Origin of the sequence: Saccharospirillum salsuginis, from assembly GCF_014651855.1 — a bacterium.
GTDB lineage: Bacteria > Pseudomonadota > Gammaproteobacteria > Pseudomonadales > Natronospirillaceae > Saccharospirillum > Saccharospirillum salsuginis.
The window spans coordinates 308377-329575 of record NZ_BMXR01000006.1 but is presented as its reverse complement, the minus strand read 5'-3'; the positions used below and the strand labels follow the sequence as shown (position 1 = coordinate 329575).

The window sequence follows — 21199 nt, the reverse complement described above, 5'->3', positions numbered from 1 at the left end:
ACTTCACGCTGTTAACTTATATGTGAACAACGATAACATAGCTCAAGGAGACCCCATGGCATCGTTTATCCACGGCTGGGCCACGGCCGTCGTCAAAGGTCGCTGGCTGGTGCTGGCCGCCCTCGGCGTCCTGCTGGCCCTGTCCATCCCCCCGATGGACAACCTCTACTACGACAATTCCAACGAACGCTTCTTCCTCGAAGGCGACCCGCATCTGGACGATTTCAATCAGTTGCTCGACCGTTTCGGCGATGTCGAATACCTCTCCATCGGCATCGATGCGCCGGCAGACCAAGCCGATGTCATCAATCCGGATACCCTCACCGTCATTGACGAGTTGACCGATTTTCTGGAACGCCGGCCCGAGGTCACCCAGGTCCGTTCGTTGTCGAAATACCAGTACACCCATTCGGACGGCGGCTTGCTGGCGACCGATACGGTATTCGAGGACTTCGGTGATACAGACCTCCTGGCCGAAGGTCGCGAGATCATGGCCGGGGAAGAGATGGCGCTCGGCAGCCTGATCACCGAGGACTTTCAACACACCCGCATCGCCGCGCGCGTTCAGTACCAGAGCGGCAGCAATGAAGTGAAGATGTCGCTGATGACGGCCGTGCGGGCATTCATCGAGGAACAGGGTTATGCCGAACGCGGCTATCCGCTGCATCTGAGCGGCCAGCCGGTGTTCGCCGAACAGTTCGAGGTGCTGTCCAAGCGCGATCAGGCCTGGATCAATCCGACCATGGCGGTGGTGATGATCGTCATCCTCTTCGTCAGCTTCCGATCGGCCACCGGCACCCTGATTCCCTGGGTGCTGATCGGCAGCGCCATTACCCTGGTCACCGGTATCCAGGGCGTCATGGGCTGGCCGCATTCGGTGGTCGAATCCGCCCTGGTACCGGCGCTGATCATCATCGGGGTCGGCGTGTCGGTGCACGTACTGGTCGAGTTCTATCGCTTCCGCGGCGAAGGGCAGGATCCGAAAGCCGCGGCCCGGTCCACTGTCGAACACCTCTGGGTACCCGCCTTTTTCACCGCCCTGACCACGGCCGCGGGCTTTTTGGCGCTGAGCGTGACCCAACTGGTCCCGGTCAAGCAGTTCGCCTGGCTCGGCGCCATCGGCGCGATGACACTGTTTGTATTGGCGATGACGCTGTTGCCCGCCCTGCTCAGCTTCATTCCCTGGTTCTCCGACCGCACCCGGCACAGTGTCGACACCGGCCTGGTCGCTCGCCTGACATCGACAGTGCCCGACTGGACCCATCGCCACCGGCGGACGCTGACCGTGGCGGGTGCCGTCTTACTGGTCGCCAGTCTGGTGCTGGTCCCGAATCTCAAGGTCGATTCCAACTTCATCACCTATTTCAAACAGGACAACCCGACCCGGGCGGACCTGAAGTATTTCGACCGCACTTACAACGGCATCCAGAACATCGACCTGATGATCGACAGCGGCGAACCCGGTGGCATTCACGAACCGGCTTTCCTGCACCGGGTCGATGCCTTGCAGGCCTGGCTGGAAAACCAGCCGGAAAGCGGTCAGGTCAATTCGCTGGTCGACTTCCACAAGCAGATCAACCAGTCGCTGAATTTCGACGATCCAGCCTTCCGCGAGCTGCCGACCAGCCGTGAGATGGCGGCCCAGTTCCTGTTGCTCTACGAGAACAGCGGCAGCGACGAAGACCTGACCGACCTCAAGGATTTCGACGAACGTTACCTGCGCATCAGTGTGCCGATTCTGAACATGAACGCCGGCGAGACCCGCGCCTTACTCGAGCGCGTCGAACACCATATCGCCGACAACTTCCCAGCCCTGCCCGTCCAGCTCAGTGGCAGCCTGGTGATGTACAACGCTCAGGATACTTACATTAATCAGGGCATGTTCCAGTCGTTCATGGTCGCCTTGCTGATCATCGGCGGCAGCTTCATTGTCCTGTTCCGCTCGCTAAAATATGGACTGATCGCCCTGGTGCCGAGCGTTGTACCGATTCTGCTCACCGGTGCCCTGTTGGTGCTGCTCAACATCCCATTGAACCTCGGCACCATGATCGTCGGCGCCATGACCATGGGCATCGCCGTGGACGACGCTATTCACATGATGAACCGCTACCTGCGCGGCCGCCGCCAGGGCCTGAATACTTACGACGCCATCCACCAGGCCACCCAACAGGCCGGTCGCGCCGTGGTCTTCACCTCGCTGGTACTGGTGATCGGCTTCAGCGTCATGCTGCTCGGCTCCTTCATTCCCTACATCTACACCGGCCTGTTCGCCGCCACCATCATGGCGCTCGCCCTGGTTGGCGACCTGATCTTCCTGCCCGCCGTGCTGCATTTGATCGACGGCCGGGCCGAACGTACCGACACCACCCCGACGCTCACCGCGTCCGCCAAAGGAGGAAACCTCTGATGCGATTTTCAAACCCGACCACCTTACTGCTGATGACCACGGTCCTGTTCGCCTCCGCCGGCCTGGCGCAGGCGGAAGACCTGACCGCCCGCGAGATCATGGAGCGCGTCGACGCCCGCGACACCGGCACCTCGTCCGAGGCCGACGCCCAACTGATCCTGATCGACAAAAAAGACCGCGAACGGGTCCGCGACCTGCGCATGCTGTCGCTGGAAGACGGCGACACCACCAAGTCGATCACCTTCTTCCGCTCGCCGACCGACGTCGCTGGCACCGCCTACCTGAGTTACGACCACGACGACGCCGACCGGGACGACGACGCCTGGCTCTACCTGCCCGCCCTCAAGCAGGTGCGCCGCATCGCCGCCGGCGACCGGTCCGGCTCCTTCATGGGCAGCGACTTCAGCTACTCGGACCTGAATGGCCCCAACATCGACTGGTACGACTACACCCTGATCAGTGCCGACGAAGAGGTGAACGGCCACCCGGCCTGGCGGATCGAATCCGTCCCGAAACCGGAATACGCCGAACGCGTTGACGACGAGACCGGCTACGAGCGCTCCGAACTGTGGATCCGCAAGGACAATTACGTCCAGGTCCAGGCCAAGATCCAGGTGGCCGACGGCGGTCGCGTCAAATACTTCAGCGCCCGCGACCTGGAACAGATCGACGGCATCTGGACCGCCAGACGCATCCAGATGATCACCACCCGCAACGGCGAGCGCGAGCACGCCAGCGTATTCCAGATCCAGCGCATCGACTACAACGAGCACAACGACGCCAGCCTGTTCACCACCCAGGCCATGCAACAAGGCATTCAATGATGACGATCCATCGATTCCCCATGGCGGCCCTCGCGGCCGCCCTCGTCACAGTCAGCCTCCCGACCCTGGCCGAAGACTTCTTCGGTGAAGTGGAAACCGACGCCCCGGCCGAACCGGTCCGGGAGAGCCCGATCCAATGGCTCGGCTGGCTGCAACACAAAACCGCCTACGGCTACCGCGCCCCCGAAAACGGCGCCAGCCGCGACCAGGCCGACCTGACCCGATTCGAAACCCAGCTCTACGGCCAGGTCACCGCCGACTGGTCCGACGTTCGACTGCGCATGGCCGGCTCACTCAGCCACGACTGGCTGCCCGACCTGTTCGACGCCGAACTCTGGACCGGCTACGCCTTCACCGACGACCAGTTTGAAGCCCGCCAATGGCAATTCCACTGGTCCGACAGCTACCTCGACTGGCAAAACGGCGACCTCTGGGTTCGTGCCGGCCTGCAGACCCTCGCCTGGGGCGAAGCCGACAGCCTTATCGTCACCGACGTCCTCGCCCGCCGCGACCAACGCTGGCCCGGCCAAAGCGATCTCGAACAGATGCGTCTGCCCGTCCCCGCCGCCACCCTCAACTGGGCCGGCCACTTCGACCTCGCCCTGCTTGGCTGGACCGGTACCGACCGCTACCCCGCCGAATACGACGAATTCGACCCCCTCATCGCCTGGCGCGGCGGCCCCACGACCCTTAACCAACAAGACCCCGACCAAGCCCTCGGCTATGCCGCCCGCTGGACCGGTAATTGGCCCGGAACCGACCTGCGCGTCATCGCCGCGGACGTCAACGACACCCAATACAGCCTCACCGACGTCACCCTCGGCATGGCCGGCGGTCAACCGTTCGTCGAGCGGGTCACCCTCCAACCCCAACGCCGGCAGATCATCGGTTTCAACCTGCAGCGGGCGCTCGGCAGCTGGCTGTTCAAAACCGAACAAGCCTGGCACAACGGCGTCCACCTCGCCGCCGAAGACCCGACCCAACCCTGGTCCGACCACCAGCAATGGCGCGGCATGATCGCCGCCGACTACACCGGTATCGCCAACCTGACCCTGACCGGCGAAGTCGGTGTTATCCACACCCTGGACTGGAGAGACCCTCTCGCTGTGGACGAAACCCAGCTGTCCCAATCGCTGCGGGCACGCTGGACAACCTGGAACGACCAGCTTGATCTGACGGCGCAGGCCGTGAACCTACCCGGCAACGAAGGGGTGATTACCCGCGCGGAAGCGGACTGGCGGGCCAGCGATCATCTCTCGTTGAATGCGAGTGTGGTCGAGTATTGGGCCGGGGACGAGGAGCAGGATTTGTATGCGTTCCGGGATAACGATGCCGTGGTTTTTGGGGTTCGGTACGGGTTTTAGGTCGAGGTACGGGGCACGGTATCTTACCCATGGTGGGCAGTGCCCACCCTACGGTGGACGTTACAAGCACGTATTAAGCGCCAGGGGCCGGGGGGCTCTCACGCAGGGGAGTCCGCAGCAGGGACGCTGCGGTCTAGGCCCCATGGATGGGTTGAGTGGGCGGCATACCGCGCGACCCGGAGTGAGAGCCCCCCGGCCTCTGGCGCGGACCATTGGCAAAAAACTTTACACAGCCACGGTAATGCTGACCAATGGCACAATACCCCCCAACATTTCTGTTAGACTTGACCTGACCAAAGCATCAGGAAACACCATGACCCGGCAGAAGAAATCCGCCTACCACCACGGCAACCTCAAGGCCGCCCTGATCGAAGCCGGCTTCGATTTTCTCGAAGCCGACAGCCTCGACAACCTCAGCCTGCGCGCCATCGCCAAACAGGTCGGCGTTACCCCCACAGCCGCCTACAACCACTTCGCCGACAAAATGGCCCTCATGGTCGAAATGAAAGCCGCCGCTTTCCTGAAACTCGATGCCTTCTTGCGCCAGCATGTCGACGAAGCCCCATCCAACGACCCGGATACCCGCATGCGCGCCCTCGCTCGCGGCTACATCAACTTTGCCTTCGAGCACCCCGGGCTGTTCAACCTCCTGTTCACCTGGACACCGGACAAAGACCGGTTCACCGAAGAACTCACCCAATCCGCCGCCTGCGGCGAAACCCTGATGCGTGAAACACTCACCGATCTGTTACGTGCCGAAGGCCTGAACCCCGATCATTACCAGCAATCGGTGGCTTCATTCAGCAGTTGGTCGCTGGTGCATGGCGTCACTCTGCTGCTCAAAGCCGGGGTGGTCGATGCCGTCACCACCTGCCATCACTGGCCGGAGGAATTCGCCTCCGAGAATCGCGAGTCGCTGACCCGAATACTGGAGCACCTGTTCACCATCCAGATCGAAGGCTTGAAAGCGACGCTGGCCAAAGTCCATCCCTGATCCATGAAACGCCTCTTCTTCGCCCTGCCCTGCCCCAACTCGACCCGTCGCGCCGTCCTCGACTGGCGCGAACACAACCTGACACGACTGAAACGTCACTGGGTGCCCGAACCGAACCTGCACATCACATTAGCGTTTATCGGCGGCGTAGAAGATGAACGGCTCGATGCGTTGTTCCGGTTGGGAGATCAACTCGAAGCGCGTGGGTTTCAACTGACTCTGGACAAGGTCGGCCAGTTTGGACGCGGCAAATACGTTTGGCTGGGGCCATCCAGGGTACCGAGCGAACTGGGCGAGCTGGTAAAGACGATGAACCAGGCACTGTCCGAGATGGGCTTTCCGGTCGACAAGCGGGCGTATGTGCCGCATCTGACGGTGGCGAAGAAGGCGCCGCCGGTAACTTTGCCCTGGGCGCCGGAGGGTATCGAGATGCCGGTACATTCATTTGCGCTGTATGAGTCGGTGCCGGTAGACAAGGGCGTGCGTTACGACGTGCAGAAACAGTGGCCGCTGAGGAAAACCTGAGTGTAGGGCAGAAGAGGCCTGGCCGATATCTGCCGTGCGAAGGATACTGTGGCTCGGTAGTCCCCATTGGTAATGGGTCTACCCGCGGCAGATATCGCTCCGCTCTTCTGCCCTACGACCATGCACTACCACTAACTCTTCAACTTATACCCGGTCTTGAAGATCCACCACACCAGAGTAAGAAACACCGCCAGAAACCCGAACGTCATCGCCACGCTCACGGCGATGTGCACATCGGACAAGCCGTAAAAACTCCAGCGAAAACCACTGACCAGATACACCACCGGATTCAACAGGGTAACGCCCTGCCAGAACGGCGGCAGCATATCGATCGAGTAAAAGGTCCCACCGAGAAAGACCAATGGCGTGACGATCATCATCGGCACGATCTGCAACTTCTCGAAACCGTCGGCCCAGATACCGATGACGAAGCCGAGGAAGCTGAAGGTGATGGAGGTCAGCACCAGGAAGCTGAACATCCAGATCGGATGATCGATGTGGTAGTCCACGAAAAAGCGGGCCGTGATCAGGATGATGACCCCGAGGATGATCGACTTGGTCGCGGCGGCACCAACATAGCCGATGACGATTTCGGCGTATGAGATCGGCGCCGACAGCACTTCGTAAATGGTCCCGGAAAACTTGGGCATGTAGATGCCGAACGAGGCGTTGGAAATGCTCTGCATCAGCAAGGTCAGCATGATCAGCCCGGGAATGATGAAGGCGCCGTAGCTGACGCCGTCGATCTCGACCATGCGCGAGCCGATCGCCGACCCGAATACGACGAAATACAGTGATGTGGATATCACCGGGGTCGCCACGCTTTGCAATACGGTCCGCCAGGTGCGGGCCATTTCGAACAAATAGATGGCGCGTATCGAATAGTAGTTCATGACAGGGTCCCCTTAACCGGCCACGGTGTCATCATTGGAATGAACGAGGTTGACGAAGATGTCTTCGAGCGAGCTTTCGCGGGTGCGCAGGTCCTTGTAGTCGATTCCCTGCTCTCCAAGCTTGCGCAACAGTTCGGAGATGCCGGTGTGCTCCTGTTGGGAGTCGAAGCTGTAGACCAGTTCATAGCCGTCCTCGCTTAGTGCCAGGCTGTGGTCGTTCAAGTCGGCCGGCACGGCATCCAGCGGTTCGCGCAGGGCCAGGCGCAGCTCTTTCTTGCCGAGCTTTTGCATCAACGACGTTTTACCTTCGACCAGCATCAGTTCGCCCTTGTTGATGACGCCGATGCGGTCGGCCATTTCCTCGGCCTCTTCGATGTAGTGGGTGGTCAGGATGATGGTGACGCCCTGCTCGCGCAATCCACGGACCATTTGCCACATTTCGCGGCGCAGTTCGACGTCGACGCCGGCGGTCGGTTCGTCGAGGAAGAGGATCTTGGGTTCGTGTGACAGGGCCTTGGCGATCATGACCCGGCGTTTCATGCCGCCGGAGAGCATCATGATTTTCGAGTCGCGCTTTTCCCAGAGCGAGAGGTCGCGCAGCACTTTTTCGATGTGCTCGGGGTTGGGCGCTTTGCCGAACAGGCCGCGGCTGAAGTTGACGGTGGCCCAGACGGTTTCGAAGGCGTCGGTGGACAGTTCCTGGGGCACGAGGCCAATCTTGGAACGGGCCTGGCGGTATTCGCTGAGGATGTCGTAGCCGTCGGCACGCACCATGCCGCTGGTGGGGTTGACGATGCCGCAGATGATGCTGATCAGGGTGGTTTTGCCGGCGCCGTTGGGGCCGAGCAGTGCGAAGATTTCACCCTGATGGATGTCCAGGTCGATGTGTTTGAGTGCCTGGAAGCCGCTGTCGTAGGTTTTGTTGAGATTCTGGATTTCGATGATCGAGGCCATGCGGGCTCCTGTCGACGGCTGATACTCGTTTCGGTCAGGGGTGGCATGGTAGCACGGTTGGTTCTGACAGGAATGGTTGCCTTTGGTGGCGGGAATGAAAGGAGGCACGGTAAACAGGTGTGCCTGTCGTTCGTGGCGGGAACCGGGGTTCCTATTCAGGGTCGCAGTGAACCCATCCCTGGGGGCTTGACGGCGGCCGTCCTGGCCGCCGACATCCCTGAATAGGAACCCCGGCACCCGCCACTGAGTAATGTGCCACCCATAGTTGCCGACATCTCCAAACAGGAACCCCCGGCGCCCGCCACCAGTCACAGGCCAACGAACCCAGTCAAATTGATATCAGCGCAATTGATTCGACCAACTTCTCAGCGCCAAATAATCCTCCAATAATCGTTCCGGTTCATAATACTGACTGCCATCACGATCCTTTGTTGGCTCAAGACTGGCGCGATAGCGCCCCTGGCTGTCGATCAAATACAGTCTCATGCCATGGGCCACGTCGTAGTCGGCCGGGTCGTCGGAGGGTGATACCTGGGCGGTCAGTCCGAGGTTGGTTTGAAAGGCGTCAGCCTGGGTTTGGTTGTTTGCTCTAAGGCCGATGAAGGTGTCGTGGAACCAGGGCACGTAGTCGGCCAGTTTGGCTCGGGTGTCCCGTATCGGGTCGATGGTGTAGAACAGGACTTGCAGGTCGGTGAAGCGACCGTGCTCTTCCAGTTGCCGGCGGAATTCGGCGAGTTCGAACAGGGTGGTGGGGCAGATGTCGGGGCAGTGGGTGAAGCCGTAGCTGATCAGGTGCCAGTCGCCATTGAGGTCGGTGTGGGTGAATGGCTGTCCCTGGTGGTCTGTGAGCCGGAATGCCGATAAGGGTTTGGGTGTGGGCAGTATGGCGCCCTGGATGTTGGGCGGCGCGGGGCCTTGCGGCCAGAGCATGATCAGGGCAGAGATGGCCAGGACCAGCAGGGCGGCCACGCCCATGATCCAGTCGGCGCGGCTGTATTTCAGTGGGGTTGCGGTCACGGTTCACCCAGTGAGTAGATCAGCCGGTTGAGGTAGGTGTAGTCGGCTTCGACGGCGATGAAGTAGATGAAGACGAGGATGGCGAGTATCGGTAGGAACAGGGCGATTTTCAGTGTCACCGGTTCCCAGGCGAAGTGCATGAACACAGCGATGATCAAGCCGGCCTTGAGGAACATGAACAGCAGGATCAGGGACCAGCGCAGGTAGCCCTGGAATTGGAAGTAGTCGACCAGGTAGGACAGGGTGCTGAGTACGAACAGCAACCCCCACACTTTGAAGTACAGTCCAATCGGATGTTGCTGGCCTTCGGCGTGCTCGCTCATACCGCCTCCTTACCACAAGTAGAAAAACGCGAAGATGAATACCCAGACCAGGTCGACGAAGTGCCAGTAGAGGCCGGTGATTTCGACGATCTGGAACCCTTTTTGATCGTAGTGCCCGAGCCGCACCTTGGTGGCGACGATGGCGAGATAGATGACTCCGCCGGTGACGTGCATGCCATGGAAACCGGTGATCATGAAGAAGGAGGAACCGAACTGGGCGGCGCCCATGGGGTTGCCCCAGGGTCTTACACCTTCCTCGACGATCAGTTTGGTCCATTCGAAGGCCTGCATACCGACGAAGCTGGCACCGAGCAAGGCGGTGGTCACCATCAGCCAGAAGGTGAGTTTCTTGTTGCGCGAATAGGCGGCGTTGACGGCCATGGCCATGGTGCCGCTGCTGGTGATCAGGATGAAGGTCATGATGGCGATCAGCAGCAGCGGGATGTTGGCGCTGCCGACGTGCAGGGCGAAGACTTCACTGGCGAGCGGCCATTCGTCCGTGGTCGACATGCGCACGTTCATGTAGCTGATCAGAAAGATGCTGAAGATGAAGGTGTCGCTGAGCAGGAAGATCCACATCATCAGCTTGCCCCAGGACAGCTGAAAGGCTTCCTTGTCCGCCGACCAGTCATTGACCATCTTTTGCCAGTAGCCGATCGGTTTGGCGTCCTGTGCCCTTGATGTCATGGAATCAGTCGTCATAGTCTCACCCCAGTCCACAAGCGGCGGCGATGAATGCGTAGGTGTCCGGCGTCCGCGTCAGTATGAAAAAGAGCACCAGCCAGAGGATGAACAGGTAGTGCCAGTAGAGTGCGCAGCCTTCGATGGCGGTGGTGATGTCCCGCCGGGAACGGTCGCTGCTCAACTGCAGAAAGACGCGGCCCAGCGCCACCAGGCCGCCGATCAGGTGCAGCCCATGCAGGCCGGTCAGCATGTAGAAGTAGCTGTTCGCCGGGTTGGCACTGACGCCGTAGCCCAGCCGCATCAGAAACTGCCAGACCGACACCTGCAGGATCAGGAACAGCACCGCGGCCAAAGCACCACCGGCCAGCCAGCCCAATGGCGCTTCCGACGGGTTTTGACGCACCTTCTGGACCGCCCGATGCATGAACACACTGGCGGCCAGCAGGACGGCGGTGTTGATCCACAGCCGCCAGGTATCGCTGAAAGGTTGCCAGGGTTCGCCGGCCAACGCCTGGAAATCCTCGTATTGTGATCGGGTTATAAAAGTGACGAAGATCAGCAGGAAAAAGACGCTGATGACACCCAGTAACGCGCCAAGGGCGATTTTCGGCGCCGGCACTTGCGCCGGGCCGGTCAGCTCGGGCGCGGAGCCGGCCGGTATCGGCAACCAGGGTTTGTCGCTGAGGAATCCGAACCACTTCATCAGTCTTCCTCCCGCGAGTCTTTCGGTTTGAACTCGGGATGTTCCGGATGACCGGGTACTTCGCTGTCCGGTACGTTCTGTGGAATGAAGTCTTCCTCAACACCCGGCACGCTGTAGTCGTACGCCCAGCGATGCACGACCGGCAGTTCATCGCCCCAGTTGCCGTGTTTGGGTGGAACGTCCGGCGTTTGCCATTCGAGCGACGCAGCGCCCCAGGGGTTGCGTTCGGACTTGGGACCGGAGCGCAGCGTCCAGATCACGTTGATGATGAACACGATCTGAAACAAGGCCACGATGATGGCGGCGATGGTGATGTCTTCGTTCAGCGCGTGTGCTGATTCCGGAATGAACGACGCCTCGCCCAGGGCGTAATAGCGACGCGGAACGCCGAGGAAGCCGAGGTAGTGCATCGGCAGATAAATGGCGTAGGTGCCCAGGAAGGTACCCCAGAAATGCAGCTTGCCCAGGCCGGTGTGCAGCTGTTTGCCGCTGATCAGCGGGAACCAGTGATAGATGGCGGCGAACAGCACCATGATCGGCGACACGCCCATCACCATGTGGAAATGCGCGACCACGAAAAACGTATCGGACAGCGGAAGATCGACCACCACGTTGCCCAGGAAGAGACCGCTCAAACCGCCGTGGGTGAAGGTGAAAATAAACCCGATCGCGAACAGCATCGGCACCGTCAGGTGGATGTCACCGCGCCACAATGTCAGCACCCAGTTGTACACCTTGATCGCCGTCGGTACGGCGATGATCAGGGTGGTGGTGGCGAAGAAGAAACCGAAATAGGGGTTCATGCCGCTGACGTACATGTGGTGCGCCCAGACGACGAAACTGAGGCCGCCGATGATAACGATCGCCCAGACCATCATCCGGTACCCGAAGATGTTCTTGCGGGCATGTACGCTGAGCACATCACTGACCATGCCGAACGCGGGCAAGGCGACGATGTAGACTTCCGGGTGCCCGAAAAACCAGAACAGATGCTGGAACAGGATCGGACTGCCGCCCTCGTGCTGCAGTGGTTCGCCCAGCGACAGGATCGCCGGCATGAAGAAGCTGGTGCCAACCACGGTATCGAACAGCATCATGATCGCGCTGACCAACAAAGCCGGGAACGCGAACAGGCCGAGCACGGTGGCGATGAAGATGCCCCAGATGCTCAGCGGCATGCGCATCAGGGTCATGCCACGGGTGCGGGCTTGCAGAATGGTGGTCACATAATTCAACCCGCCCATGGTGAACGCGACGATGAAGACCGCGAGCGACGCCAGCATCATGATGATGCCGACTCCTGCCCCCGGTGTGCCTTCGGTGATCGCCTGTGGCGGATACAGCGTCCAACCCGCCCCGGTCGGCCCGCCGGGCACAAAGAAGCTCGCCATCAAAATGATCACCGACAGCAGATAGAACCAATAGCTGAGCATGTTCAGGTAGGGAAACACCATGTCCCGGGTGCCGACCATCAGCGGAATCAGGTAGTTGCCGAAACCACCAAGCAGCAACGCGGTCAGCAGATAGATCACCATGATCATGCCGTGCATGGTGACGTACTGCAGATACACATTGGGATTGATGAACTCGAAGGTTTCCGGGTAACCGAGCTGCAGGCGCATCAGAACCGACAACAGCAGGGCCACCAGGCCGACAAAGATAGCCGTGGAGGCGTACTGGATGGCGATCACCTTGTGATCCTGGCTCCAGATGTATTTGCCGATGAAGGTCTTCGGGTGGTGCAGATGCGGTTCCTGATCGGCAATGGCTATGTGCGTCATGGTGTCGGGCCTCGCGTTCGATTAGAGCGATGACAGATACGCCAACAGGTTTTCCAACCGCTCCGGACTTTTAATGGTGCGTGTCATCAGTTGCATCTGGGTGCCGTACTGATCTTCCGGGTGCTCACCGCGCCAACCCAGGCTGAAGTGTTCCAACTGGCGGCGCAGATACCAGTCGGCCTGTCCGGCCAACTGAGGCGCGCTCAACATCGGCCGACCTTCGGCATTGACTCCGTGACAGGCCGCGCAGGGTTCGTAGACGCGCCGACCGCGTTTAGGGTCGCCATCGATGGTCGCCGGGCTGTCGACATCCGGCAGTTGATCGATGTAGGCCAGAAGATTGCGTTGATCCGCCCCCGGACTCTCACCAGAAAACAGCGACTGAGCGATGGCCGCCATCTGCTGGCCGGCGGTATCCTCACGATGGGTACCGCGAATGCCGTCGCGGTAATACCGAAGTTGCCGCGCCATGTAATCCGGGGTCAGGGCGGTCAGGTTGGGGGCGTTCTGGTCCGGGTTGCCGGCTCCGTCCTGTCCGTGGCAGCCGGCGCAACTGGTAAACAATTGTTCGCCCGCCGCCAGGTCGATTTGCGGTTGACGCTGGGTCTCGGCGAAGGTCGGGAACCGGGCGAGCCAGTCGTCGAAAGCCGCGCGTTCTTCCACAACCACCTGGCCGCGCATGGTGTAGTGGGCGATGCCGCACAACTCCTCACAGAGAATGTCGAAGGTTCCGGTGCGGCTGGGTTCGAACCACTGGTGTGTCTCCGTGCCGGGAACCAGGTCCATTTTGATGCGAAACTGGGGGACGGCGAAGTTGTGCAACACATCGGTGGAGCGCAGATACAACTTGACCGATTCATCCACCGGCAGGTGTATCCGGTGGCTGTTGATCAGAACATCATCCTGGCCGGTCGGGTCCTCGGGGTTCAGACCGAAGGGGTTGTTAACGGTCACATGACGGGCATCGGCGGAACCCAGTTCACCATCGTCGCCGGGGAAACGATAGGTCCATTGCCATTGCTGACCGATGGCTTCGGCGACCTGGGCGTCTTCGGGCACGTTGACGATGTTGGCCCAGACGATCAGACCCGGCGTTAACATGGCGGCGACACCAATGGCCGTCACCAGTGTCAAACCGCCTTCGAGGGGTTTGTTTTCGGGTTCGTAATGGGCCTTGTGTTTATTCGTGTGCCGGTAGCGCCAAACCACCCAGGCAAGAAACAGGTTCACGGCGACGAACACCACGCCGGTCACCCAGAAGGAAATCTCAATGGTGCTGTCGATCGACCCCCAATTGGACGCCAGCGGCGTCAACCACCAAGGGCTGGCCAAATGCACGATGACCGTAAACACCACCAAGGCTAACAGTACAACCGCTATGACCATGACCTATCCTTTGACCGACAAATAAGACGTCTACCACCACGCCGCCACCCGGTTTGATCAAACCCGGGGGATCCGGAGCCCCGGTCGATGACCGGGCGGTGATGCGAAGCTCGCGCGCTGTTCAGACTCGCTTGAGGCGGGAGAAAGGTGATACGAAATGCGTATCGACCGCCACCATGTCCGCATCCGGATGACGGTCCGCCATCACTTTGCGCACGGCTTGTTCTTGTTCTTTTTTGGTATAAATCAGTATCAGGTATTTACCGGCCTGTATCTCATCATGAAACGGTTCGAGCTTCTTGTTCTCGGTGTCGACGCCCCACAGGCCACCTTCCCATATACCGAACAGTGTGATGACACCGACAAACAGCACATAGACCCACCAGGGGACGTTTTCGCTGAACACGCCGGTGGCGCTGAAGATCATCATCAACACGATACCGCCGCAAAAACCGATCAAACCGCCCAGGACCGAGCTGTGATACAGGTCGAGCGTTTCGATGTAATTCGCGGTTTGCAGATGCTGCTGTCGCAAGCCGGATTCGTCTTTACTGACGATGTGAAGGTACCAGTCGGAAATGCCGACCGCGTGAAGGTCGTCGGCGATCTGGGCACTTTCCTTTAAGGTTGGTGACAGATAGTAAATGCACTTCATGGTCGCCCCCTTTTTTGTTTGGGTTGGGCTGGGCATTGCCATCCGGTTGGCTTTAAACCTACTGCATGTACGACTTTTTTCAAATGCCGACTTCCATCGACTCCAGCATGTAACGGCTGCCTTATTTCCGGTCACGCATTTCACACATCGGCAATGCAACTGTAAAACAACAGATAAAACAGAGAGTTACAAAAATGGGTATTCAACGCATCGCCGTACTGCGTTCTAATTGTCATTCTTAAATGATATTAGCCACTGTTTTCTTACCGATAATCAGTATAAAACGCACCCGGTCAGGCTGTGGTTTGTCAAGGTTTTTGGTCTTTGCTTCGGAATGGGTAGGTAGAATCATGACAACATCACACCGAAGCAGCGGGTGCTGCTTCGGTGTGGGACATCAGGACCGGCGCTGTTCCTCGGGATCGACTTCGGAAGCCAGGACGGACTCCACAATCGTCAGTATCCCGGAACGCGCGGTTTGGCTGGAGCCGGCGGCCACGCCCAACGCCAGAGCGGCGAGCGAAGCCCGATCCGGATGTCGGACAATCAGGTCCCGAACCAGGGGGTCCGCGGCCTGTTGCATGAGCGCTTCCAGGCCCGGGCTGGATTGCGGCGCCTTGGGTCGACTGACCACGGCGAAGATCCAGTAGACCACCAGGGCAAACACCAGGCAGCCCCCACCGGTCGCCATAGCGGCCCAGACGGGTTCCAGGACCTGTGTCAGTCCAAGATAGGCGGCGAACGCCAACCAGGCGATCGCGCACGCTACCAGCAGACCGACCAGGCCCACACCGATCGTCCTGACTTTTAATCGCGGTATCAAACTCATAGCATCTCAACTTTCAGAGTTCGCACGTTGCGAGCGACGGATGCCGGTGGACCCTCTGCGGGGGAGTCCGCAGCAGGGATGCTGCGGTCTAGGCTCCAGGGACGGATTTACGCTGACCCGCCGAGGGTCCACCGGTAGCCGGCGCGGGCCATAGCCACCCAGCAATCCCCGAAACTTGGGATAACATCCAGCCGGTCATCTGCCTAGAGTGCATCAGCGGCCCATCAGTTTGCCGACCAACATGCCGACGCCAAAGGATGCCGCGACCGAGGTCAGTGGGTGGTGTTCAATCTCCCGTTCGGCGGAACGCAGACTGCGTTCGGCGGGTTCGAGCGACTCCGAAGCGGCTTGTTTAACACGCTCACGGCCTTGAGTGGCTTTTTGTTCGGACAGTCGACGCAGTGAATGGGTAATGTCCGACATGTCGGATTTCAGGTTGGCAAGATCCGATTTTACTTGGGTCAGTTCATCATCGGTACGTGTAGCCATAATCGTTCCTCCTGTGACGAAATGAATATGGGTCCGGTTGGAGTGGACCCGCTCTTACAGGTGGTTTTTTCTAACTACACAAGTCACTGTGGGATTGCTCCCGGGTAATTCAAGGGCTGACACTCAAGGCTTGATCACCAGGACCGGCACATCGGATTGCGCCACAACCTTGTTGGTCACCGCCCCCAGGGCCACGCGTTCCAGACGTCGACGCTTGTGGCTCGCCATCACCACCAGATCGACCCCCAAACGACGGGCTTCGGTTTGAATAGCCTCAACCGGCTTACCCTCTTTCACCAGGCAGTGGTAGGTCACGCCACTGCCTTTCAACACGGTTTCGGCTTCCGCTTCGACGGCCTCGCGCGCGTCGGTCATCATCGCCTGATGGGCTTGTTCGGGAAAGTAAGTCGCCACCAGTGGCATCTCGAATCCGGGCACGACAGTCAGTAAAAACAACTCGGCATTAAACTGTTGTGCCAGATCGCGCGCGGCGACCACCGCCTTGTCCGCGAAACTGCCTTCGTTTAAATCCAGCGGCACCAGTATCTTAGTGTACATGAGCCCCATCCCCCTCCATTCGTTGTCGACGCCTGATTTGCATATAGGCCAGACCGCCCAACAACGCCAGCGCCGGGATAAACATCCACTCTTTTGGCGGCCGGTCCGTTTGCGCGACCACAGCTTCGATTTCCCAATCAAAGAAAAGTCCGGCCTTGTCCGCCGGGCTGCCGAACGTCACGGTGTCGACGAAGTATTGGCCGCCTTCTTCGCGAATACCGAGGCCGGTGCTCGACAGTCGCGCTTCGAATGTATCCAGCCGGTTGTTGATATCCAGAACAACCGTCCGGCTGATGTCGGACCCTTCGATGCTGATGCCCGAGACGGCCAATCGCAACGGGTCACCCGGTTCCAGTTCCATTACCGTTTCTTCCAACTGGGTCGCCGGCATGTGTTCAACCGGCGGATACAGACGGTCCCACCAGTAGCCTGGCCGGAACAGCGTGAACGCGATAAGCAACAGGGCGGCCGTCTCCCACCAGCGGGTTCGCGTTAACCAGTACCCCTGGGTCGCCGCAGCAAATACGAGCATGGCCATAATCGCACTGACGATGGTAATCACCAGATCCAGCACCGATTCGATACCGATCAGTAACAATTGGGTATTGAAGATGAACATGAACGGCAGAACGGCGGTTCGGATGTCGTAAGTAAACCCCTGCACCCCGGTCTTGATCGGGTCCGATCGGGCGATGGCGGCGGCGGCGAACGCCGCCAGACCCACCGGCGGAGTGTCGTCCGCCAGGATGCCGAAATAGAACACGAACAGGTGCACGGCGATCAGCGGCACGATCAATCCGTTCTCGGCGCCGACATTGACGATAACCGGCGCCATGATGGTCGAAACCACGATGTAGTTCGCCGTCGTCGGCAGGCCCATGCCGAGCACAACGCAGATGACGGCGGTCAACATCAACATGACCAGGATGCTGCCGCCGGACAGAATTTCGACCAGTTCGGTCATCATCTGGCCGAGTCCGGTCAAGGTGACGGTGCCAACGACGATACCGGCCGCCGCCGTGGCGATGCCGATGCCGATCATGTTGCGCGCGCCGGCCACCATCCCATCGACCAGGTGCCGGCTGCCGCTCTGGATTTCCCGCCACCAGCGCTCGGCTTCGCCGCGAAAGATCTGAATCAGGGCGCGGTGGGTGACCACAATGAACATTAAAAACACGGTCGCGTAAAAGGCGGACTGTTGCGGTGAATAGCGCTTAACGGTGAGCGCCCAGACCAGCACCAGTACCGGGACCAGAAAATAGAGACCGGCCTTCAGCGTCGGCCCCGCTTCAGGAATGGTCACGTCCGGGTCGTCCGGGTCGTCGATTTCCAGGTCCGGCACGCCCGCCGCCAGTTTCACCAGGGCGAGATAGAGCACCACCATGACGGCCATAAAGGCCCAACTGCCTCCGGTATTGCCCAATACCGAATCGAACCAACCGGTGCCGTAATAGATGCCCAGACTCAACACCATCAACACGATGGCCGTGGTCAGCCAGGTCACGAGTCGCTCCAGTATCGTCGGCACATGGCTGCGTTCGATGCCTTTCATGTTGGCCTTCACGGCTTCCAGGTGCACGATGTAGATCAGGGCGATGTAAGAGATCATCGCCGGCAAAATGGCGTGCTTGATCACTTCGAGATAGGAGATACCAACGTATTCGACCATCAGGAAAGCCGCCGCGCCCATGATCGGTGGGGTCAGTTGCCCGTTGGTGGAGGCGGCCACTTCGATGGCGCCGGCCTTGGTGCCGGGAAAGCCGACGCGCTTCATCAATGGGATGGTGAAGGTGCCGGTGGTGACGACATTGGCGATCGAGGAGCCGGAAATCACGCCGCTCAGGCCGGATGAGACAACCGCCGCCTTGGCCGGCCCGCCGCGCATGTGTCCGAGCAGTGAAAACGCCAGCTTGATGAAGTAGTTGCCGGCACCGGCCCGTTCCAACAGGGCGCCGAACATGACGAACAGAAAAACGAATGAGACGGATACGCCGAGGGCGACACCGAAGACACCTTCGGTGGTCAGCCATTGGTGCGAGACGATTTTGCGCACGCTGCCGCCGGCGTGGGAGATGACGTCCGGCATGTAGGGGCCGAGATAGGTGTACAGCAGAAAGACGCTGGCGACGATCAGCAAGGGTTTTCCCAGTGCCCGGCGGGTGGCTTCGAGCAGGCTGATCAGGCCGAGTACGCCGATGGCGACGTCCATGGGGGTGGCGGCGCCGGAGCGTTCGACCAGTTGGTCGCGGAAGACGATGAGATAGCCGACGGAGCAGACGCCGACGATGATCCACGCCCAGTCGTACCAGAGGATTCGGCTGTGGTCGGCTCGGGGGCTCGCCGGGTAGAAGGTGTAGGCGAACAGCAGGGCGAAGGCGAGGTGTATGACTTTGGCCTGGTCTTCGTTCAGGACCATGAAGTTGAGCATGAACGGGAAGGGTGAGGCGTACCAGACCTGGAAGATGGACCAGAGCAGCAGGAGCAGCCAAAAAATTTTGTCGAGTGTGGGCGGAAGGTGACGGGCGCCGGTTTCGGATTGGGCGACGATGTCTTCCGCTGATCGGTCGTGCTTGGAGTTCGAATCGTCCTGAGTCATCGGAGGGCCTACTGCGGCTTCGTTCTTGTTTTGGTGGTTGGTTAGGTTGCTAAAACCCGTAACAGGGGCCCGGTATTCTCTTCCGGGGACCGCTGTGAACCCATCCATGGGCGCTTAGCTTCGCCATCCATGGCTCAGATGTCCCCTCCAGAGAACACCGGGCCCCTGTTACTAGCCTTGGGTGCCAATTCACAATCAATACCACCGGAACTGAGTGGTATTGGTTGGTGAAATTACATCATCCCGGCTTCTTCATAATACCGCTTGGCACCGTCATGCAGGGGCGCGGACAAACCGTCGGTGATCATTTCTTCTTTCTTCAGGTTTTCGAAGGCCGGGTGCAGTCGGGTGAAGGTCTCGAAGTTTTCGAAGACGGCTTTAACGACCTGGTAGACGACGTCCGGTGAGCTGTTTGTGGAGCTGACGAAGGTGGCGCCGACGCCGAAGGTCTGGACGTCGTCAGGGTTGCCGGGGTACATGCCGCCGGGAATAGTGGCGGTTCTGTAGTAGCCGTTTTCTTCGACCAGTTTGTTGACGACGTCGCCGCTGACTTCGACGAGGACGGTGTCACAGGCGGTAGTGGCTTCCTGGATGGAGCCGCTGGGGTGGCCGACGGTGTAGACCATGGCGTCGACTTTGTTGTCGCACAGGGCTTTGGATTGTTCGGCCGGTTTGAGTTCGGAGGCGAGTTGGAAGTCGTCCATGGTCCAGCCGTAGGCGTCCATCAATACTTCCATGGTGCCGCGTTGGCCGGAGCCGGGGTTGCCGACGTTGACGCGTTTGCCCTTCAGGTCTTCGAAGTGTTGGATTTCGGCGTCGCGGCGGGCGACGACGGTGAAGGGTTCGGGGTGGACGGAGAAGACGGCGCGCAGTTCGCGGAAGGCGCCGTCGTCTTCGAACCGGCTGGTGCCGTTGTAGGCGTGGTATTGCCAGTCGGACTGGACGACGCCCATGTCGAGTTCGCCGGCGCGGATGGTGTTGAGGTTATAAATGGAACCGCCGGTACTTTCTACGGAGCAGCGAATGCCGTGTTCGTCGCGGTTGGCGTTGACCAGTCGGCAGATGGCGCCGCCGGTCGGGTAGTAGACGCCGGTGACGCCGCCGGTGCCGATGGTGATGAATTCCTGAGCTTGAGTGCTGAAGGAAGTCGCGGCCAAACCGGCGGCGACGAGTGTGCTGGTGAGTAAGCGTTTCATGGTGAGTCCTACCTCGTTAGCGTTGTTGTAGCGAGACTGACTGGACCACGAATACGGCAGGGTGCGGTCCGCTCGCTAGGTTTCTCCATTGAGTAGGCTGACAATGCCTTGCTCTAGAGTAGCCGCTATTCACGAAAGCGCCAATAGGGCGATTGGGGAATTGTGATCGGTGTTAGATTATGACGGGATCTCAGAGTCCGATATCGAAAAAAGCACCCGTTGCGGGTGCTTTTTTAAGGGACGACTCAGGGGTCGAGTTTAATGCGGAAGTCGGCCTGGTTGCCCCACACGGGCTGGTAGGAGCAGTCGGTGGGACGGGCTGCCCAGGACAGGATGGCGCGGGCTTTGAGTGTCTGGCCTTTTTGCACCTGGGCCTGCAGGGTCTCGTCCGCCTGGATCATGGCGGCGTAGTACCACATCGGCGGTTCGCCGTACTGCTCGTCATGAACATGGACCGAAGCGGTGTCCATGGGCTTCAGGCCGTTGCCGTAGTCGACACAGACCAGCACCCATTCATTGGAGCCGGCGCCGATGGCGGGGTAACCGGCGAACCCGAACCGCTGACGGACGGACATGGAACAGGCGAATTCCTCGCGTTGCGGGTGGTAGGCGCAGGATTCCAATGCTTCGTAACGGGTATTGCCGGTGTTGGTGATGATCTGCTGGTATTTGTATTTTTCCTGGATCTCGGCGAGATAGTCTTCATCCACGGCCAGCGTGCAACCGTGCTTCTCGTAGAGATAAGCACTCAATTCTTTGCTGGTCTGGAACTCATTGGCGAGATAGGACAGCTCTTCGTGCTCGGGCGGTTGTGAACAGTTTTCCAGTTCGTAGTCGAGTACCACGCTGGAGGCGAATACGCCGGTCGCGAAAAAGAACGCGATTACGGCGCCGGTCAGGCGAGACAAGAGTGCGGATATCTTCATGATAAACCTTCCTTCAATCCTTCAATGGTTGATTGTGTTACTTCCTGGTACTTCCCGGTCACGTCGATACGTGACGGTCACAGGGTAGTCACCGG

General features: G+C 59.6%; 20 protein-coding genes. 5 read left to right on the top strand and 15 right to left on the bottom strand.

Going from position 1 to position 21199, the window contains the following annotated elements:
• Positions 1-55 precede the first annotated feature (55 nt).
• The 5 genes from IE111_RS13860 (at position 56) to thpR (ending at position 6114) form a co-directional block, all read left to right on the top strand.
• The gene (locus IE111_RS13860; protein WP_189609686.1) at positions 56-2407 is read left to right on the top strand and encodes an efflux RND transporter permease subunit; all 2352 of its coding nucleotides are present in this window, start codon (positions 56-58) and stop codon (positions 2405-2407) included.
• Positions 2407-3231 carry an outer membrane lipoprotein-sorting protein gene (locus IE111_RS13855; protein ID WP_189609684.1) on the top strand — a complete coding sequence of 275 codons (825 nt, stop codon included), beginning with the start codon at positions 2407-2409 and terminating at the stop codon, positions 3229-3231. Before IE111_RS13860 ends, IE111_RS13855 begins: the two co-directional genes overlap by 1 nt.
• A complete protein-coding gene (locus IE111_RS13850) occupies positions 3228-4595 on the top strand; it encodes a DUF1302 family protein (RefSeq protein ID WP_189609682.1) in 1368 nt (455 codons plus the stop codon). Before IE111_RS13855 ends, IE111_RS13850 begins: the two co-directional genes overlap by 4 nt.
• Before the next feature lie 313 nt (positions 4596-4908).
• The gene (locus IE111_RS13845) at positions 4909-5589 is read left to right on the top strand and encodes a TetR/AcrR family transcriptional regulator (RefSeq protein WP_189609680.1); all 681 of its coding nucleotides are present in this window, start codon (positions 4909-4911) and stop codon (positions 5587-5589) included.
• Positions 5590-5592: 3 nt separating this feature from the next.
• Positions 5593-6114, top strand: a complete 522-nt coding sequence (gene thpR, locus IE111_RS13840) for an RNA 2',3'-cyclic phosphodiesterase (protein WP_189609678.1) — start codon at positions 5593-5595, stop codon at positions 6112-6114.
• Between the two features lie 131 nt (positions 6115-6245).
• Here the strand turns inward: thpR and IE111_RS13835 are convergent, their stop codons facing one another.
• The 15 genes from IE111_RS13835 to IE111_RS13765 all read right to left on the bottom strand — a co-directional run bounded on the left by IE111_RS13835 (position 6246) and on the right by IE111_RS13765 (position 21104).
• Positions 6246-7007: an ABC transporter permease gene (locus IE111_RS13835; RefSeq protein WP_189609676.1), complete on the bottom strand. Its 762-nt coding sequence runs from the start codon at positions 7005-7007 to the stop codon at positions 6246-6248.
• Positions 7008-7019: 12 nt separating this feature from the next.
• On the bottom strand, positions 7020-7961 hold the full coding sequence (locus tag IE111_RS13830) for an ABC transporter ATP-binding protein (protein ID WP_189609674.1): 942 nt from the start codon (positions 7959-7961) through the stop codon (positions 7020-7022).
• 339 nt (positions 7962-8300) lie between these two features.
• Positions 8301-8978, bottom strand: a complete 678-nt coding sequence (locus IE111_RS13825) for an SCO family protein (protein ID WP_189609672.1) — start codon at positions 8976-8978, stop codon at positions 8301-8303.
• On the bottom strand, positions 8975-9301 hold the full coding sequence (locus tag IE111_RS13820) for a cytochrome C oxidase subunit IV family protein (protein WP_189609670.1): 327 nt from the start codon (positions 9299-9301) through the stop codon (positions 8975-8977). Before IE111_RS13820 ends, IE111_RS13825 begins: the two co-directional genes overlap by 4 nt.
• Positions 9302-9310: 9 nt before the next feature.
• Positions 9311-10003, bottom strand: a complete 693-nt coding sequence (locus IE111_RS13815) for a heme-copper oxidase subunit III family protein (protein ID WP_189609667.1) — start codon at positions 10001-10003, stop codon at positions 9311-9313.
• 4 nt (positions 10004-10007) lie between these two features.
• Positions 10008-10688 carry a cytochrome c oxidase subunit 3 gene (locus IE111_RS13810; RefSeq protein WP_189609665.1) on the bottom strand — a complete coding sequence of 227 codons (681 nt, stop codon included), beginning with the start codon at positions 10686-10688 and terminating at the stop codon, positions 10008-10010.
• Positions 10688-12469 carry a cytochrome c oxidase subunit I gene (locus tag IE111_RS13805; RefSeq protein WP_189609663.1) on the bottom strand — a complete coding sequence of 594 codons (1782 nt, stop codon included), beginning with the start codon at positions 12467-12469 and terminating at the stop codon, positions 10688-10690. The genes IE111_RS13810 and IE111_RS13805 overlap by 1 nt, the downstream gene beginning before the upstream one ends.
• Before the next feature lie 21 nt (positions 12470-12490).
• Positions 12491-13855 carry a c-type cytochrome gene (locus IE111_RS13800; RefSeq protein WP_189609661.1) on the bottom strand — a complete coding sequence of 455 codons (1365 nt, stop codon included), beginning with the start codon at positions 13853-13855 and terminating at the stop codon, positions 12491-12493.
• A gap of 121 nt (positions 13856-13976) precedes the next feature.
• Entirely contained in the window at positions 13977-14510 is a 534-nt protein-coding gene (locus IE111_RS13795; RefSeq protein WP_189609660.1) for a hypothetical protein, read from the bottom strand.
• 397 nt (positions 14511-14907) lie between these two features.
• Positions 14908-15339, bottom strand: a complete 432-nt coding sequence (locus IE111_RS13790) for a hypothetical protein (RefSeq protein WP_189609658.1) — start codon at positions 15337-15339, stop codon at positions 14908-14910.
• 213 nt (positions 15340-15552) lie between these two features.
• Positions 15553-15828 (bottom strand): ElaB/YgaM/YqjD family protein, encoded by a 276-nt coding sequence (locus IE111_RS13785; RefSeq protein WP_189609655.1) that lies wholly within the window; start codon positions 15826-15828, stop codon positions 15553-15555.
• A 123-nt stretch (positions 15829-15951) separates the two neighbouring features.
• Positions 15952-16386: a universal stress protein gene (locus tag IE111_RS13780; RefSeq protein WP_189609654.1), complete on the bottom strand. Its 435-nt coding sequence runs from the start codon at positions 16384-16386 to the stop codon at positions 15952-15954.
• Complete coding sequence (locus tag IE111_RS13775; RefSeq protein WP_189609651.1) at positions 16376-18982, bottom strand: TRAP transporter permease; 2607 nt, start codon at positions 18980-18982, stop codon at positions 16376-16378. Before IE111_RS13775 ends, IE111_RS13780 begins: the two co-directional genes overlap by 11 nt.
• Before the next feature lie 233 nt (positions 18983-19215).
• Positions 19216-20178 carry a TAXI family TRAP transporter solute-binding subunit gene (locus tag IE111_RS13770; RefSeq protein WP_189609650.1) on the bottom strand — a complete coding sequence of 321 codons (963 nt, stop codon included), beginning with the start codon at positions 20176-20178 and terminating at the stop codon, positions 19216-19218.
• A gap of 245 nt (positions 20179-20423) precedes the next feature.
• A complete protein-coding gene (locus tag IE111_RS13765) occupies positions 20424-21104 on the bottom strand; it encodes a hypothetical protein (RefSeq protein WP_189609648.1) in 681 nt (226 codons plus the stop codon).
• Positions 21105-21199: the final 95 nt, after the last annotated feature.

What these genes read in the sequence shown, in the direction of transcription:
- IE111_RS13860 (WP_189609686.1), top strand. Translation starts at nt 56, where the DNA reads ATGGCATCGTTTATCCACGGCTGGGCCACGGCCGTCGTCAAAGGTCGC.
- IE111_RS13855 (WP_189609684.1), top strand. Translation starts at nt 2,407, where the DNA reads ATGCGATTTTCAAACCCGACCACCTTACTGCTGATGACCACGGTCCTG.
- IE111_RS13850 (WP_189609682.1), top strand. Translation starts at nt 3,228, where the DNA reads ATGATGACGATCCATCGATTCCCCATGGCGGCCCTCGCGGCCGCCCTC.
- IE111_RS13845 (WP_189609680.1), top strand. Translation starts at nt 4,909, where the DNA reads ATGACCCGGCAGAAGAAATCCGCCTACCACCACGGCAACCTCAAGGCC.
- thpR (WP_189609678.1), top strand. Translation starts at nt 5,593, where the DNA reads ATGAAACGCCTCTTCTTCGCCCTGCCCTGCCCCAACTCGACCCGTCGC.
- IE111_RS13835 (WP_189609676.1), bottom strand. Translation starts at nt 7,007, where the DNA reads ATGAACTACTATTCGATACGCGCCATCTATTTGTTCGAAATGGCCCGC.
- IE111_RS13830 (WP_189609674.1), bottom strand. Translation starts at nt 7,961, where the DNA reads ATGGCCTCGATCATCGAAATCCAGAATCTCAACAAAACCTACGACAGC.
- IE111_RS13820 (WP_189609670.1), bottom strand. Translation starts at nt 9,301, where the DNA reads ATGAGCGAGCACGCCGAAGGCCAGCAACATCCGATTGGACTGTACTTC.
- IE111_RS13815 (WP_189609667.1), bottom strand. Translation starts at nt 10,003, where the DNA reads ATGACGACTGATTCCATGACATCAAGGGCACAGGACGCCAAACCGATC.
- IE111_RS13810 (WP_189609665.1), bottom strand. Translation starts at nt 10,688, where the DNA reads ATGAAGTGGTTCGGATTCCTCAGCGACAAACCCTGGTTGCCGATACCG.
- IE111_RS13805 (WP_189609663.1), bottom strand. Translation starts at nt 12,469, where the DNA reads ATGACGCACATAGCCATTGCCGATCAGGAACCGCATCTGCACCACCCG.
- IE111_RS13800 (WP_189609661.1), bottom strand. Translation starts at nt 13,855, where the DNA reads ATGGTCATAGCGGTTGTACTGTTAGCCTTGGTGGTGTTTACGGTCATC.
- IE111_RS13795 (WP_189609660.1), bottom strand. Translation starts at nt 14,510, where the DNA reads ATGAAGTGCATTTACTATCTGTCACCAACCTTAAAGGAAAGTGCCCAG.
- IE111_RS13790 (WP_189609658.1), bottom strand. Translation starts at nt 15,339, where the DNA reads ATGAGTTTGATACCGCGATTAAAAGTCAGGACGATCGGTGTGGGCCTG.
- IE111_RS13785 (WP_189609655.1), bottom strand. Translation starts at nt 15,828, where the DNA reads ATGGCTACACGTACCGATGATGAACTGACCCAAGTAAAATCGGATCTT.
- IE111_RS13780 (WP_189609654.1), bottom strand. Translation starts at nt 16,386, where the DNA reads ATGTACACTAAGATACTGGTGCCGCTGGATTTAAACGAAGGCAGTTTC.
- IE111_RS13775 (WP_189609651.1), bottom strand. Translation starts at nt 18,982, where the DNA reads ATGACTCAGGACGATTCGAACTCCAAGCACGACCGATCAGCGGAAGAC.
- IE111_RS13770 (WP_189609650.1), bottom strand. Translation starts at nt 20,178, where the DNA reads ATGAAACGCTTACTCACCAGCACACTCGTCGCCGCCGGTTTGGCCGCG.
- IE111_RS13765 (WP_189609648.1), bottom strand. Translation starts at nt 21,104, where the DNA reads ATGAAGATATCCGCACTCTTGTCTCGCCTGACCGGCGCCGTAATCGCG.